13 protein-coding genes are annotated in these 14,554 nt (G+C 72.0%); 2 read left to right on the top strand and 11 right to left on the bottom strand.

Annotated features, from left to right (window positions below; translation table 11 throughout):
- Positions 1–90: 90 nt before the first annotated feature.
- The 6 genes from chvE to N8K70_RS06535 form a co-directional block, all read right to left on the bottom strand.
- Positions 91–1,209 (bottom strand): multiple monosaccharide ABC transporter substrate-binding protein, encoded by a 1,119-nt coding sequence (gene chvE / locus N8K70_RS06560; protein ID WP_317140797.1) that lies wholly within the window; start codon positions 1,207–1,209, stop codon positions 91–93.
- A gap of 200 nt (positions 1,210–1,409) precedes the next feature.
- Positions 1,410–2,408, bottom strand: a complete 999-nt coding sequence (locus N8K70_RS06555) for a LacI family DNA-binding transcriptional regulator (protein WP_394357827.1) — start codon at positions 2,406–2,408, stop codon at positions 1,410–1,412.
- A 175-nt stretch (positions 2,409–2,583) separates the two neighbouring features.
- Positions 2,584–3,507 (bottom strand): ABC transporter substrate-binding protein, encoded by a 924-nt coding sequence (locus N8K70_RS06550; protein ID WP_317140795.1) that lies wholly within the window; start codon positions 3,505–3,507, stop codon positions 2,584–2,586.
- Complete coding sequence (locus N8K70_RS06545) at positions 3,504–4,241, bottom strand: ABC transporter permease (protein WP_317140794.1); 738 nt, start codon at positions 4,239–4,241, stop codon at positions 3,504–3,506. Before N8K70_RS06545 ends, N8K70_RS06550 begins: the two co-directional genes overlap by 4 nt.
- Positions 4,238–4,912: an ABC transporter permease gene (locus tag N8K70_RS06540; RefSeq protein WP_317140793.1), complete on the bottom strand. Its 675-nt coding sequence runs from the start codon at positions 4,910–4,912 to the stop codon at positions 4,238–4,240. The genes N8K70_RS06545 and N8K70_RS06540 overlap by 4 nt, the downstream gene beginning before the upstream one ends.
- The gene (locus N8K70_RS06535) at positions 4,909–5,733 is read right to left on the bottom strand and encodes an ABC transporter ATP-binding protein (RefSeq protein ID WP_317140792.1); all 825 of its coding nucleotides are present in this window, start codon (positions 5,731–5,733) and stop codon (positions 4,909–4,911) included. The genes N8K70_RS06540 and N8K70_RS06535 overlap by 4 nt, the downstream gene beginning before the upstream one ends.
- A 107-nt stretch (positions 5,734–5,840) precedes the next feature.
- Here N8K70_RS06535 and N8K70_RS06530 point away from each other — a divergent pair, with 107 nt between their 5' ends.
- Entirely contained in the window at positions 5,841–6,878 is a 1,038-nt protein-coding gene (locus N8K70_RS06530) for an FUSC family protein (protein WP_317140791.1), read from the top strand.
- An 8-nt stretch (positions 6,879–6,886) separates the two neighbouring features.
- On the opposite strand, the gene N8K70_RS06525 is transcribed toward N8K70_RS06530, so the two are convergent.
- The 5 genes from N8K70_RS06525 to N8K70_RS06505 form a co-directional block, all read right to left on the bottom strand.
- Positions 6,887–7,819, bottom strand: coding sequence for a 4-(cytidine 5'-diphospho)-2-C-methyl-D-erythritol kinase (locus N8K70_RS06525; protein WP_317140790.1), 933 nt, complete (start codon positions 7,817–7,819; stop codon positions 6,887–6,889).
- Positions 7,820–7,914: 95 nt separating this feature from the next.
- Positions 7,915–8,754, bottom strand: coding sequence for a 16S rRNA (adenine(1518)-N(6)/adenine(1519)-N(6))-dimethyltransferase RsmA (gene rsmA, locus N8K70_RS06520; RefSeq protein ID WP_317140789.1), 840 nt, complete (start codon positions 8,752–8,754; stop codon positions 7,915–7,917).
- 16 nt (positions 8,755–8,770) lie between these two features.
- On the bottom strand, positions 8,771–9,670 hold the full coding sequence (locus tag N8K70_RS06515) for a TatD family hydrolase (protein ID WP_394357809.1): 900 nt from the start codon (positions 9,668–9,670) through the stop codon (positions 8,771–8,773).
- Positions 9,671–9,680: 10 nt separating this feature from the next.
- Positions 9,681–11,258, bottom strand: a complete 1,578-nt coding sequence (gene metG, locus N8K70_RS06510) for a methionine--tRNA ligase (protein ID WP_317140787.1) — start codon at positions 11,256–11,258, stop codon at positions 9,681–9,683.
- Positions 11,259–11,299: 41 nt separating this feature from the next.
- A complete protein-coding gene (locus tag N8K70_RS06505) occupies positions 11,300–12,313 on the bottom strand; it encodes a LacI family DNA-binding transcriptional regulator (RefSeq protein WP_317140786.1) in 1,014 nt (337 codons plus the stop codon).
- A 137-nt stretch (positions 12,314–12,450) separates the two neighbouring features.
- Between N8K70_RS06505 and N8K70_RS06500 the strand changes: the two genes are divergently transcribed.
- The gene (locus N8K70_RS06500) at positions 12,451–14,484 is read left to right on the top strand and encodes a beta-galactosidase (protein WP_317140785.1); all 2,034 of its coding nucleotides are present in this window, start codon (positions 12,451–12,453) and stop codon (positions 14,482–14,484) included.
- Positions 14,485–14,554 lie beyond the last annotated feature (70 nt).

The raw sequence follows: 14,554 nt of genomic DNA, 5'->3' as shown, positions 1-14,554 counted from the left end.
TTCACGCGTTCGCTTTCTCGCTGTGCGGGTGGGGTCGGTTGTGCCGGGCCCGCCGCGCCGGAGGGGCGGGGCGGGCCCGGACGCCGTCTGCTACTTCAGGTCGTCGGCGGTGTAGTAGCCGCCGTCGACGAGGATCTCCTCGTAGTTGTCGGCGGTCACGATGACCGACTCGTGCAGGTACGACGGGACGATCTTCACGCCGTTGTCGTACGTCTCGGTGTCGTTGACCTCGGGCTCCTCGCCGTGCATGAGCGCGTCGACCATGTCGGCCGCGGTCTCGCCGAGGAGGCGCGTGTCCTTGAAGATCGTCGAATACTGTTCGCCCGCGAGGATCGACTTCACGCTGCCGACCTCGGCGTCCTGCCCCGTCACGATGGGGAGGTCGCTCGCGGAGTACCCGCCGCTCGTGAGCGCGGAGATGATGCCGATCGACAGGCCGTCGTACGGCGAGAGCACGCCGTCGATCCTCGTGTCGCCGATGATCGTGAGGATGTTCTCCATGCGCTCCTGCGCCGTCTCGGGCAGCCAGCGGAGGATCGCGGCCTGCTCGAAGTCGGTCTGGCCCGACGGGACGTCGAGCACGCCCGAGTCGAGGTAGGGCTGGAGCGTGTCGATCGCGCCGTCCCAGAAGAACGTCGCGTTGTTGTCGTCGGGGCTCCCCGCGAACAGCTCGATGTTGAGCGGGCCCTCGACGCCGGTCTCCTCGCCGTTCTCGTCGAGCACGCCGAGGCCGGTCAGGAGGCTCGTGGCCTGCTGCACGCCGACCTGGTAGTTGTCGAACGTCGTGTAGTAGTCGACGTTCTCCGTGCCGTTGATGAGGCGGTCGTAGGCGATCACGGGGATGTCCTGATCGGCGGCGGTCTGGAGCACGTCGGTGAGCGTCGTGCCGTCGATCGAGGCGACGATGAGGGCGTCCGCGCCGCTCGAGATCATGTTCTCGATCTGCGACACCTGCGTCGGGATGTCGTCGTTGGCGTACTGGAGGTCGACCTGATAGCCGAGGTCCTCCAGGGTGGCCTTGACGTTGTCGCCGTCCGCGATCCAGCGCTCGGACTGCTGGGTGGGCATCGCGACGCCGATCGTGAGCTCGCTCACGTCGACGTCTTCGCCGCTCCCCGCGTCGCTGCCTCCGGTGCGGTCTCCGCTGCAGCCGGCGAGAGCCAGTCCGCCGACGGCGACGATGCCGACGAGCAGAAGGTGCTTCTTCACGGTGTTCTCCTCTGGGATTCCAGGACTCAGTCCTCCCCCGCCGAGTGCGGGGGAGCTGCGCCGACGTGAAGTCGAGATACCGCGGTGCTCTATCGGGACTTCGTCGTCGGGGCCACACGTCTGTCGTGTGACCGTTCACATTGCGATAATCGTGCACCCGTGACACGACGGCTGTCAAGCCGGCCCTCTGCGACCCGCTCTCAGCCGGGGGACGACGTCGAATCGCGCACGATGAGCGCCGGGGCCGGACGCTCGGCGTCGACGACGTCCGCGGCGTCGACCCCGCGGAGCGCCGCGAGCAGCCGCGCGATCGCCCGGCGACCGAGCTCCGCGAAGTCGACGTGCACCGTCGTGAGGGGCGGCCAGACATGTGCCGCCACGGGAATATCGTCGAAGCCGACCACGCTGACGTCCCCCGGGACGTCGAGCCCGGCGTCGCGGAAGCCGTGCACGAGCCCGATCGCCATGAGGTCGTTGGCGGCGAACACCGCCGTGAAGTCCTGTCGACGGGCGAGCTCTCGCCCCGCATAGTGCCCGAAGTCCGCCGTCCAGTCCCCGCGGATGGGCGGGATCGTGGGGAGGTCGGCCTCGCGCAGCGCCTGGAGATAGCCGCGCATGCGCGAGTCGGCCTCGATCCAGTCCTGCGGGCCGGCGAGGTGGAGGATGTCCTCGTGACCCAGCGCGACGAGATGCCGCGTCGCCATCCGCGCCCCCTCGAGCTGATCGGGCGAGACGCTGTCCGCCCCGGCGCCCGACGCCGTCTGCAGGCTGACGAAGGGCACGTCGATGGCCATGCCGCGGAGGACGTGGAAGACCCGCACCTGCGGCGCCAGGACGATGATGCCGTCCACCTGCTCGCGCAGCAGCTGCCGTACGGCGGCCCCGATCGCCTCGGGTGTCGTGTCGGGCAAGTTCAGCGTCGTGACGGAGTAGTCCTCCGCCCGTGCCGCCTCCTCGATCGCCGCGACGGAGGCCGTCGGCCCGAACTCCCCGACGGTCGCCGACAGCACGCCGATGAGGTTCAGCCTGCTCGTGACGAGCGCGCGCGCCGCGGCGTTGGGCCGGTAGTCGAGCTGCCGGATGGCGTCGAGCACCCGCTGCTTCGTCTCGTCGCGGATGCTCGGATGATCGTTGAGGACGCGCGAGACCGTCTGGTGCGAGACGCCCGCGAGGCGCGCGACGTCGCGGATGCTCGGCATCCGGGGCCGCTCCGTCGCGTTCGGCACGCTGTGTCGTCCTCACCTGGGCTCACGATGCGCACGGTCACATCGCACCACACAGTATGACGCACGGGAGACGGCAGAGCCATCCCGCCAACGCGTGCGCCCCGTCCGGAGGGACGGGGCGCAGGCGTTCTCCCTCCCGCGGAAGCGGTCAGTCCAGCTCGTTCTCCTCGAGCCAGGCGGAGGCGATGTCGGCAGGCGACTCCTGGTCGACCGTGCTCTGAACGTTGAGCGCGACAAGGCCCTCGGGTGTCAGGGCCTCGCTCACGGGGTCGATCACCTCGGCGATCTCGTCGGCGATGTCGCTCGACGCGATCGGCACGACGTTCGACGCGAGGAACAGCCCGTCGGGGTCGGCGAGCGGGACGAGGTCGTCCGTCTCGATGCGCGGATCGGCCGTGAAGACGTTCGCGACGTTGATGGTGCCGGCCAGCAGCTCCTCCACGGTGGTGTCGCCCGTGGCCGAGAACCCGACGTCGACGCCGTAGACGCTCGCGACGCCGTCCGGCCCGTACGGCCGCTCCTCGAGCTCGGCCGGCCCGCCGAGCGTGAGCGGCACGTCGACGTCCGCGAGGTCGCCGATCTCCTCGAGACCGTACTCCTCCGCGAACGCCGCCGTGACGGTGTAGGAGTCCTGGTCGCTCGCCGTCGACTGCTCGAGGGCCGTCAGCCCGTCGGGGAGCGCCGCCACGAGCGCCGCGTACACGTCGTCCGGCGTGCGCGCCTCGGTCTCGGGATCGTACGCCTGCTGCAGCAGGCTGCCGCTGTACTCGGGGAAGAGGTCGATCTCGCCGTCCTCGAGCGACGGGAGGTACGCGTCGCGCTGACCGATGTTGAGCTGGCGGTCGACGGCGTACCCGGCGCCCTCGAGCGCCTGCGCGTAGATCTCGGCGATGATCTCGTTCGAGTAGTAGGCCTGCGACCCGACGACGATCGCGTCGCTCGCGCCCGTCGTCTCCTCGCCGGCGCCCTCCTCCTCGAGCGGATCGGACGAGCCGCATCCGGCGAGCGCGAGCGTCGCGACGGAGACGAGCGCCCCTGCGAGGGCGAGACGGTTCCTGCTGTGTGTGTTCATGTCGTGAGAGCTTCCTTCTCCCGGGCGCGTCGCGGGCGCGGCGCGCGGTCGTTCCCCCGCGGGGTGGTGGCGACGATACCCGCGGGCACGGACGCCCGCTGCAGCACCGCGAAGATCGCGTCGAGGGCGAGGGCGAGGGCGGCCACCACGATCGCGCCGCCGAGCACCTGGTCGAACCGGCGCAGCTGGATCCCCTGGATGATGTCGAACCCGAGGCCGCCGAGGTTGACGTAGGCCGCGAGCGTGACGGTCGCGACGACCTGCAGCACGGCGGCGCGCAGTCCGCCCACGAGGAGCGGCAGGCCGAGAGGCGCCTCGACACGCCACAGGATCTGCCATTCGCTCATGCCCGTCGCACGCGCCGCGTCGATCGTGCGGCGATCGATCGCGTCGATCCCCGTGTACGCGCCCGCGAGCACGGACGGGATGGCGAGCAGCACGAAGGCGATGACGGCGGCCTCCGTCTTGTGGAGCACGCCGAGCAGCAGCACGAGGAGGAGGATGAGGCCGAACGACGGGACGGCGCGGGCGGCTCCGGCGAGCGAGACGGCGAGTCCCCTGCCGCGCCCCGTGTGCCCGATGAGCCACCCCGCGGGGATCGCGACGACAGCCGCGATCGCGACGGACCCGAACGTGAAGGCGAGGTGCACGAGCAGCGCCCGCGGGAGGGGGCTGCTCCCCTCCAGGCGCTCGGGAGAGAGGAGCCAGGCGAACGCGTCGAGGAGGAGGTTCACGCCTCGGCCCCCTGACGCACGGCTGCGCGGCGCGGCGCGATCGTCCTCGTCCACGGCATGAGGAGGCGCCCCGCGAGCTGCAGCAGGAGGTCGACGACGAGCGCGACGACGGCGACCGCGACGACGCCCGCGAGGATCTCGGGCACGATGCGGCGCTGGAAGCCGTTCGTGAAGAGGTATCCGAGGTTCGTGACGCCGATGAGGACGCCCACGGTCGCGAGCGAGATCGTGCTCACGGCGGTCACGCGCAGACCCGCGAGGATGACGGGGCCCGCGAGCGGGAGCTCGACGGCGAGGAACCTCCGCACGGGACCGTAGCCGAGCGCCACGGCCGAGCGGCGCGTGTCGGCGTCGACCGAGTCCAGCCCGTCGGCGACCGAGCGCACGAGGATGGCCACGGCGTAGATCGTGAGCGCCACGACGAGGTTGATCTCGCTCAGGGCGCTGAACCCGAACACGACGGGCAGGATGGGCAGGAGCGCGAGCGAGGGCAGCGTGTACAGCAGGCCGGTCGCGACGATGACGGGGCCGCGCAGCACGCGGCTGCGGTGCGCGAGCCATCCCAGCGGGAGCGCGATGAGCAGCCCCCAGAGGATGGGCGGGGCGCTCTGCCGCAGGTGCTCGCCCGTGAGGCCGACGATGAGCCCGACGTTGTCGACGACCCAGCTCATCCGCCCGGCTCCCGCAGCACGCCCTGGACGCGGCCGGACGCGTCGACGACGACCGTGCGGCCCTCCGTCTCGCGCAGCGTCAGCTCGCGACGGCCCGACGTGAGGCCGACGAAGGCGCGGACGAAGTCGTCGGCGGGCTCGGCGATGATCTCGTCCGGCGTGCCCTGCTGCACGATGCGGGCGCCGTGATCGAGGATCACGACGCGGTCGCCGAGCAGGAACGCCTCGTCGATGTCGTGCGTCACGAACACGATCGTCTTCCCGAGCTCCTGCTGGAGGCGCAGCAGCTCGCGCTGGAGCTCCGCGCGCACGATCGGGTCGACCGCGCCGAACGGCTCGTCCATGAGGAGGACGTTCGGATCGGCGGCGAGGCCGCGCGCCACGCCGACGCGCTGCTGCTGACCGCCGGAGAGCTGAGCGGGGTAACGGTCCGCGAGCACCGGGTCGAGTCCCACGATCTCCATGAGCTCGCGGGCGCGCTCCCGCGCCTGCCTCCGCGGGGTGCCGCTGAGGACGGGGACGGTGGCGATGTTGTCGACGACGGTCACGTGCGGCAGCAGGCCGCCGTTCTGCATGACGTAGCCGATGCTCCGCCTCAGCTCCACGGTCCCGCGCCCGCGCACGTCCTCGTCGTCGATGAGCACGGTTCCGCTCGTCGGCTCGACCATCCGGTTCACCATGCGCAGCAGAGTCGTCTTGCCGCACCCCGACGACCCCACGAAGACCGTCGTGCTGCGCGACGGCAGCACGAGCGAGAAGTCGTCCACGGCGCGCGTGCCGCCGGGATAGCTCTTGCTCACCGACCGGAATTCGATGCCCACCGTCCCACCCAACTGCATCGCGGCGCGCATCACCAGCCCCGCCGCCATCTCGGGCGCGCCTTGACATGGCGCCCGTCCTCATGCTTCAGGAGGAATACGGTGGACGCATGCGACTGACAGCAGCCATCCGCGCGACCCAGCGCACGCCGTTGATGCAGGTGCTGAAGTCCGCCATCGCCACGAGCGCCGCGTGGCTGCTCGCCGGCGCCGTGGTCCCCGACGGCCCGGCACCGGTGTTCGCGGCGATCGCCGCCCTCCTCGTGGTCCAGCCGAGCCTCAACCAGTCGCTCTCCAAGGCCGTCGAGCGGAGCGTCGGCGTCGTGGCGGGTGTCGTCGTCGCCTCGCTCGTCGGCATCGTCCTGGGCGACGCGGCGTGGGTCGTCCTCGTCGCGATCGCCGCGGCGCTCATCCTCGCGTGGGCGCTGCGGATGACGCCGGGCACGGCGAACCAGGTCGGCATCAGCGCGCTGCTCGTGATCGCCCTCGGGCCGTCCTCGCCCGACTACGCGCTCGACCGCGTCATCGAGACCGTGATCGGAGCCGTCATCGGCGTCATCGTCAACGTCGTCCTCGTGCCTCCCGTCGCGCTCGCCCCCGCCCGTCGCGCCGTCGACGCCCTCGGCGAGGAGCTCGCGGCGACCCTCGAGCGTCTCGCGGACGCGCTGAGCGCCCCGCGCGCCCGCACCGAGCTCGAGGAGCTGCTCCTGACGGCGAGGCTCCTCCGGCCCATGCACGATGCCGCGGTGGCCGCCATCGAGGTCGCGTCGGAGTCGCTCACCCTCAATCCCCGCGGAAAGGGCTACCGCGACGAGCTCGCCCGTCTGAGCGGGCTGGTCGACCGCTTCGGGCCGATCGTCACACAGGTCGTCGGGATGACGCGCGCCTTCTACGACCACTACGACGACGAGGTCAGCGCCGAGCCCGCCGTGCAGGGCATCTCGGAGCAGCTGCGGAGGGCGGCCCACGACGTCCGGCGTCTGCTCCGCCGCGCGCTCGCCGAGCCGGCCGCGCCGCCGACGGAGTCGGTGCCCGCGCTCACGGCGCCCCTCTCGGTCGCGGCGCCGTCGGGCGGGAGATGGATCCTCGTGGGCTCGCTGCTCGAGGATCTGCGCCGGATCCACGAGGCGCTCCGCGAGGAGGGCTGACCGGCGCGTCAGCCGACGACGCGCGCCCCGGGGACCGGTCCGTGCGCCAGCAGGGCGTCCAGACCCTGACCGACGAGGACGGTCTGCAGGTCGACGGCCGCCTCGGGTGACTCGGCGAGGAAGGCCACCGTCGGGCCGGAGCCGGACACGATTCCCGCGAGGGCCCCCGACGACTCCCCGAGCTCGAGGGTCTCGGCGAGATCGGGGCGCAGCCCCAGGGCAGCGGCCTGGAGGTCGTTGCGCAGCAGCTCGGCGAGCGTCGCCGGGTCCCCCGCCCGGAGCGCGTGCAGCACCGCGGAGTCGACGGCGGGCACGGCCCTCGCCGGCGCGATGTCGAGCCGATGACGATCGCGGTGACGGTCGAGCGCGCCGTAGACCTCCGGCGTCGAGAGCCCCTCCTCGCTGACCACGAGCACCCAGTCGAAGCGCCCGCGCGCGAGGGCGGGGCTCAGCTCGTCGCCACGTCCCGTCCCGATCGCCGTGCCGCCCTTGAGCGCGAACGGCACGTCGGCGCCGAGCCGCGCGGCGAGCCCGTGCAGCCGGGCGGAGCCGACGGCGGTGCCCCAGAGCGCGTCGCACGCGACGAGCGCCGCGGCCGCGTCCGCCGAGCCGCCTCCCATCCCGCCCGCGACGGGGACGTGCTTGAGCACCTCGAGGCGCACGCCTCCCGCGTAGCCCGTCTCGGCCGCGAGCAGTCGCGCGGCGCGCAGCGCGAGGTTCCTGTCGTCGACGGGGACCCCGGAGACGTCGACGGACCCCGACACGGCGAGCCCGAAGTCGTCGGCGTGCGTGGCGACGACGTCCTCGTACAGCGACACCGCCTGGAAGGCCGTCGCGAGCTGGTGATAGCCGTCGGGCTGCGTCTCCCCGATCTCGAGGAAGACGTTGATCTTCCCGGGTGCGCGCACCCGCACCTGAGGCTGCTCGTACGCCATCGTCATAGGCGGGAGGGGGATCGGCGGTCGCTCACATCGTCCAGGCTACCCACGCGCGGCGCTCGTCACGGACACGCGCCGGAAGCGCGTGACACGCCATGTCAGAGTGCGCGGGCGATGCGCAGGAAGTCGTCGATGCCGAGCGACTCGCCGCGTGCCGTCGGCGCCACGCCGGCGCTCTCGAGCAGGTCACTCGCCGCCGCCGATCCGCCGAGCTCCGCCGACAGCGCCTGCCGCAGCATCTTCCGGCGCTGCTGGAACGCGGCGTCGACGATGCGGAAGGTCCGGCGGCGCTCGTCCTCCGTGCCGCGCGGCTCGGCGTCGCGCCGGAAGCCGACGAGCACGCTGTCGACGTTCGGCACGGGCCAGAACACCTGCCGCGAGACGGTGCCCGCCAGGCGCCACGGGCCGTACCATGCGGCCTTCGCGCTCGGGGCGCCGTACACCTTGCCGCCCGGCGTCGCCGCGAGCCGCTCCCCGACCTCGGACTGCACCATCACGACGCCGCGGTCGATGTGCGGGAAGGTCTCGAGGAGATGCAGCAGCACGGGGACGGAGACGTTGTACGGGAGGTTCGCGACGAGCACCGTCGGATCGCCCGGGAGGTCGGTCACCCTCATCGCGTCGGCGTCGACGACGGTGAGGGCCCCGTCGGGCACGCCGCGCTCGGACGCCGTCCGCGGCAGGCGCTCCGCGAGCCGGTGATCGATCTCGACGGCGGTCACCGCGGCGCCCGTCTCGAGGATCGCGAGGGTGAGCGATCCGAGCCCAGGCCCGACCTCCACGACGCGCTCCCCGGCCTCGACGCGGGCGGCCTGCACGATCTTCCGCACCGTGTTGGCGTCGACGACGAAGTTCTGCCCGAGCCTCTTGGTGGGCGTGACGTCCAGCTCGGCCGCGAGCGACCTGATGTCGCCCGCCCCCAGCAGCCTCACGCTCACGTCCGCGTCCCCGGCATCAGAACTCCCCGTAGACCGCGAGGGTGTTCGCGGCGAGCTGAGCGCACAGAGCGTCGACGTCCTCGCCGAGCTCGGCGGCCATGAAGCGCACCGTCACCGGCACGAGGTACGGCGCGTTCGGACGTCCACGGTGCGGGGCCGGCGTGAGGAACGGCGCGTCGGTCTCGACGAGGATGCGGTCGCGTGGCGTCACCCGCAGGGCGTCGCGCAGGTTCTGCGCGTTCTTGAACGTGACGTTGCCTGCGAACGACAGCCAGTAACCGGCGTCGGCCGCCTCCCGCGCCATCCGCTCGTCGCCCGAGAAGCAGTGGAAGACCGTCCGCTCGGGAGCGCCCGCCCGTCGAAGCGCGTCGAGCACCTCCCGGTGCGCGTCGCGGTCGTGGATCTGCATCGCGATGCCGTGCCGCTTCGCGATCGCGATGTGCGCCTCGAACGACGCCAGCTGCGCGGGACGGCCGTCCTCGCCCGTCCGGAAGAAGTCGAGCCCCGTCTCGCCGACGGCGCGGACGCGCGGATGGGCGGCGAGCCCGTCGACGACGGCGATCGCCTCGTCGAGACGCCCCTGCAGGGCGTATGTCGGCGCATCGTTCGGATGGATCGCCACGGCGGCGAGCACGCGGGGGTCCGCCTCCGCGGCGCGCACGGCCCAGCGCGAGGAGTCGATGTCGCCGGAGGCCTGCACGACCCCTCGGATGCCGACGGCGCTCGCGCGGTCGAGCTGCTCGGCGAGCGAGAGCGGCTCGTCGCCGTCCTCGATCTCGAGATGGCAGTGGTTGTCGTAGACGGGGACGGCCAGCGGCTCGGGCGCGGTCGGGTAGCGCAGATCCCTGCGCCCCTCCTTGCCGCGTTCGCGCACGTACACGCCGGGGTCGGCCCCGTTCTCGGTCACGCCGTCCATCCGCGCGACGTCACTCCGGCTGCACGACGCGCGGGAAGAGCGGGTCGAGCGCCGTGGTCGTCGTCCCCGCCGGGACACCGCCCCAGACTCCGGCCTCGCGCAGCGGCTGCGCGGTGAGCGCGCCGAGGCCCTCTTCGACGCCGAGCGCGCGCCACAGCCTGGCCGTCGCGACGGGCATGACGGGCGAGAGGAGCACGGCGAGCGCGCGCAGCCCCTCGACGCACGTGTACAGCACGGTCGCGAGACGCTCGCGCAGCGCGTCGTCCTTGGCGAGGACCCACGGCTCGTTCTCGGTGATGTAGCCGTTGAGCTCGTCGACGATCGTCCACACCGCCTTGATCGCCTCGTCGATGCGGAATCGCTCGATGGCCTCGTCCGCCGCGACGACGGCCGTCGCGACGGCCCGCTGGATCGCCAGATCGCCCTCGGAGTACGGTCCCGGCGCCGGCACGACGCCGTCGAAGTACTTGCCGATCATCGCGATGGCGCGCGAGGCGAGGTTTCCGAAGCCGTTCGCGAGCTCGGACTGGTAGCGCGCCGAGAGGTCCTCCCACGAGAACGACCCGTCCTGCCCGAAGGAGATCGCCGAGAGGAAGTAGTAGCGGTAGGCGTCCGAGCCGAAGACGTCCGTGATCTCCGTCGGCGCGATTCCGGTGAGCTTCGACTTCGACATCTTCTCGCCGCCGACGAGGAGCCAGCCGTGGGCGAAGACGCCCTTGGGGACGTCGAGGCCCGCCGCCATGAGCATCGCGGGCCAGATCACGGCGTGGAACCGCAGGATGTCCTTCCCCACGACGTGGTAGCCGGGCCAGCGGCGCGCGAACAGGTCCTCGTCGGCGCCGTACCCGACGGCGGTGGCGTAGTTCAGGAGGGCGTCCACCCACACGTAGATGACGTGCGACTCGTCCCAGGGGACGGTGATCCCCCAGTCGAAGGTCGAGCGGGAGATGGAGAGGTCCTTCAGCCCCTGCGAGACGAAGGAGACGACCTCGTTGCGCGCCGACTCCGGGCGGACGAAGTCGGGCTCGGCCCTGTACAGCTCCAGCAGCCGGTCCTGGAACTCGCTGAGCTTGAAGAAGTAGTTCTTCTCGTGCAGCAGCTCGAGGGGCTTGGAGTGGATCGCACAGACCTTGAGCCCCTCGAACGGCCCGGCGCCGTCGACGATCTCGGACTCCGGCTTGAACTCCTCGCATCCCACGCAGTAGAGCGCCTCGTACTCGCCCGCGTAGATGTAGCCGCGGTCGTACAGCCGCTGGAAGAACACCTGCACGTTGCGCTCGTGCCGCTCCTGCGTCGTGCGGATGAAGTCGTCGTTGGCGACGTCGAGCGTCTCCAGCAGCGGGAACCACGACTCGCTGACGAGCTTGTCGACCCACTCCTGCGGCGTCACGCCGTTCGCCGCGGCGGCGCGCAGCATCTTCTGGCCGTGCTCGTCGGTGCCCGTGAGCATCCAGGTGTCGTCCCCCGCCTGGCGGTGCCAGCGCGCGAGCGTGTCCACCGCCACGGACGTGTACCCGTGCCCGATGTGCGGGACATCGCTCGGATAGTAGATCGGCGTGGTGATGTAGAAGGAACGGCCGGAAGTCACCATGAGAGTCTATGGCCGCACGCCCGAGGCTCGTGCCCGCGTTACGCGCTCTCCCGCACGACGAGCTCCGTGGGCAGCGTCACCTCGCGCCCGGCTCCCCCGCCGATCACGTCGACGACCATCGCCACCATCTCCTCGCTGATGCGCGCCCACGGCTGCCGGATGGTCGTGAGGGCCGGCTCGTGCGTCTCCGCGAGGCCCGAGTCGTCGAAGCCGGCCACGGCGACGTCCTCCGGCACCCTCAGCCCCTCGCGCCGCAGCGTCGCGATCGCACCGGCGGCCATGCTGTCGGAGGCGGCGAAGACGGCGTCGATGTCGCGGGTGCGCGCGAGCAGGCGGCTCATCGCGGCCGCCCCCGACGCCCTGCCGTAGTCGCCGGACTCCACGAGCTCCGGCGCGAACGCCTCCCCCATCTGCTCGCGGAAGCCCTCGAGCCGGAACCGCCCGCCGGGTGTGTCGTCGGGGCCTGCGATATGGGCGATACGGCGGTGGCCGCGTTCGCGCAGATAGCGGGTCATCTCCCGCGCCCCGGCCCGCTCGTCGATCGCCACGGAGGGCACCTGGCCGGCGAGGGCGAGCGGCAGGCCCGAGCACACGATCGGGACCCCGGCCTCGCGCATCCTCCCGAGGAAGGGATCGGACTCGTGGCTGGAGATGAGCAGCACGCCGTCGACGTGCCCGGCCCGCACGTACTCGAGCACGTTCGCCTTCTCGTCCTCGGTTCCCGCGACGAGGAGCACGAGCGTCATCGAGCGCTTCGAGAGCGCCTCGGCGGCTCCGCGCAGCAGCAGGGCGTACGTCGGGTCCTCGAACAGCAGGTGGTGCGGCTCGGTCAGGAGGAAGGCGAGCGAGCCCGCCCGCCCGGTGGCGAGACTGCGGGCGTGGTGGTTCGCGGTGTAGCCCGTGCGGCGGATGGCGTCCTCGACGGCGGCGCGCGCGTCCGGCGAGACCCAGTGCCCGCCGTTGATGACGCGCGAGACCGTGCCGCGCGAGACCCCCGCGGCCGCGGCGACGTCGCGGATGGTCGGCTTGCGACCCGCCGTGCTCTGCCCCATGACCACCGACTTTAGCGTCCGGGCCCGCGACTGGGACCGGTCACAGTTGGATAACGGAACGGAGGACGGGTTGAGCCGACGGCTCTGCCCGACGGAGACTGGGACCGGTCACAGTATCTCGACACGATGGAGCGTCAATGTCCCACCCGACCGCCTGGCCCGCGCTGACGGGGATCGCCTACGGCGGCGACTACAACCCGGAGCAGTGGCCCCGCGACGTCTGGCGCGAGGACGTCCGCCGGATGCGCGAGGCGGGGGTGAGCCTCGTGAGCATCGGCATCTTCTCGTGGGCGCTCATCGAGAGGAGCGAGGGCGAGTTCGACTTCGGCTGGCTCGACGAGGTCATCGGCCTGCTGCACGAGAACGGCGTCTCCGTGGACCTCGGCACGCCCACCGCCTCTCCGCCCGCCTGGTTCTTCGCCGCCCACCCCGAGGCGCGCGTGATCGCCCGCGACGGGACCGTCATGGGGTTCGGATCGCGCGGCATGGCCTCTCACTCCTCCCCCGCCTATCGCGAGGCGATCGTGCGGATCGCCACGGCTCTCGCCGAGCGCTACGGCGACCATCCGGCCGTCGTCCTGTGGCACGTGCACAACGAGTACGGCGTCCCCGTCGGGGAGGACTACTCCCCCGCCTCCGTCGGCGCGTTCCGCGAATGGCTGAAGGACCGCTACGGCTCCCTCGATGCGCTCAACGCCGCCTGGGGCACGGCGTTCTGGGGGCAGCGCTACGCCGAATGGGCGCACATCGGCGCGCCCGCCGCCGCGCCGTCCGTCGTGAACCCGGCACAGCGGCTCGACTTCCACCGGTTCACCGACCATCAGCTGCGCGCCTGCTTCGTCGCCGAGCGCGACGCCATCCGCGCCCATGCCGCGCAGCCGATCACGACGAACTTCATGGCGAACCAGAGCTGGACGACCGACCTGTGGGCCTGGGGCCGCGAGGTCGACGTCGTCTCGGACGACCACTACCTCTGGGCGGCCGACGAGGACGCGCACATCGGCCTCGCGATCGCCGCCGACCTCTCGCGCTCGGTGGGCGGGGGCAGGCCGTGGATCCTCATGGAGCACTCGACGTCGGCCGTGAACTGGCAGCCGCGCAACATCGCCAAGCGGCCGGGCGAGATGGCCCGCAACTCGCTCTCCCACGTCGCGCGCGGTGCCGACGCCGTGCTCTTCTTCCAGTGGCGCGCCGCGCGCTCGGGAGCGGAGAAGTTCCACTCCGCGATGCTCCCCCACGCGGGGACGGACTCGCGCGTCTGGCGCGAGGTCGTCGGGCTCGGCGACGCGCTCGGGCGCCTGGGAGACCTGCGGGGCACCGAGGTCGAGGCCGACGTCGCGATCCTGTGGGACTTCGAGTCCTTCTGGGCGCAGGACCTCGAGTGGCGACCGACCGACGACCTCTCGCATCAGGAACGCGTGCGCGCCTTCTACGAGCGTCTGTGGCGGGACGGCATCACGGCCGACTTCGCGCTGCCGGGGCACGACCTGTCGCGCTACCGTCTCGTGATCGCCCCCGCACAGTACCTGCTGACGGCGGCGGACGCCGAGAGCCTCACGCGCTACGTCGCCGGCGGCGGCACGCTCGTGGTGTCGTACTTCTCCGCCGTCGTCGACGAGAACGACGCCGTCCACCCCGGCGGCTTCCTCTCCCCGCTGCGTGAGGCGCTCGGAGTCGACGTCGAGGAGCACCTGCCGCTGCGGGCGGGCGCAGCCGCTTCCGTCACGTGGCGCGACGGCGCGTCGCTCCGCGCCGGTCACTGGCAGGAGGCGCTGCGCCTGCACGGCGCCGAGGTCGTCGGCTCCTACGCCGACGGCCCGGGCGTGGAGACCGCGCACCGAGCCGCGATCACGCGGAGCCGTCTCGGCGCCGGCACCGGCTGGTACGTCTCGACGCGACTCGACGCCGACGGCCTGCGCACGGTCATGGCCGACGTGTACGCCGACGCGGGGCTCACGCCCGCCGCGACGCCCGAGGGCCTCGAGGTCGTCCGACGGCGTTCGGCGGAGAGGTCGTTCGTCATCGCCGTCAACCACCGCGACGAGGATGCGGAGCTCGCCGCCACCGGCCATGAGCTCCTCACCGGCGTCGACGCCGACGGCACGTTCTCCGTGCCCGCCGGCGGCGTCGCCGTCATCGAGATCGGCACCACCTCAGGCGGTGATCGCTGACCTCCGCACCCGCCCGGGAGGGCACCCGCCTCCGGCCATCCGGCTCGGAGGCACGACACCACAGGTCGTG

The sequence above is a fragment of the Microbacterium sp. AB genome, from assembly GCF_032878875.1.
GTDB lineage: Bacteria > Actinomycetota > Actinomycetes > Actinomycetales > Microbacteriaceae > Microbacterium > Microbacterium betulae.
Note: the sequence above shows the minus strand (reverse complement) of the source record. Positions and strands in the feature narration are given on the sequence as shown.

Coding starts and splice junctions, on each gene's coding strand:
- N8K70_RS06500 (WP_317140785.1), top strand. CDS start 12,451: ATGTCCCACCCGACCGCCTGGCCCGCGCTGACGGGGATCGCCTACGGC.
- N8K70_RS06525 (WP_317140790.1), bottom strand. CDS start 7,819: ATGACGATGGCGTACGAGCAGCCTCAGGTGCGGGTGCGCGCACCCGGG.
- N8K70_RS06540 (WP_317140793.1), bottom strand. CDS start 4,912: ATGAGCTGGGTCGTCGACAACGTCGGGCTCATCGTCGGCCTCACGGGC.
- N8K70_RS06555 (WP_394357827.1), bottom strand. CDS start 2,408: ATGCCGAGCATCCGCGACGTCGCGCGCCTCGCGGGCGTCTCGCACCAG.
- N8K70_RS06505 (WP_317140786.1), bottom strand. CDS start 12,313: ATGGGGCAGAGCACGGCGGGTCGCAAGCCGACCATCCGCGACGTCGCC.
- N8K70_RS06550 (WP_317140795.1), bottom strand. CDS start 3,507: ATGAACACACACAGCAGGAACCGTCTCGCCCTCGCAGGGGCGCTCGTC.
- N8K70_RS06515 (WP_394357809.1), bottom strand. CDS start 9,670: ATGGACGGCGTGACCGAGAACGGGGCCGACCCCGGCGTGTACGTGCGC.
- N8K70_RS06530 (WP_317140791.1), top strand. CDS start 5,841: ATGCGACTGACAGCAGCCATCCGCGCGACCCAGCGCACGCCGTTGATG.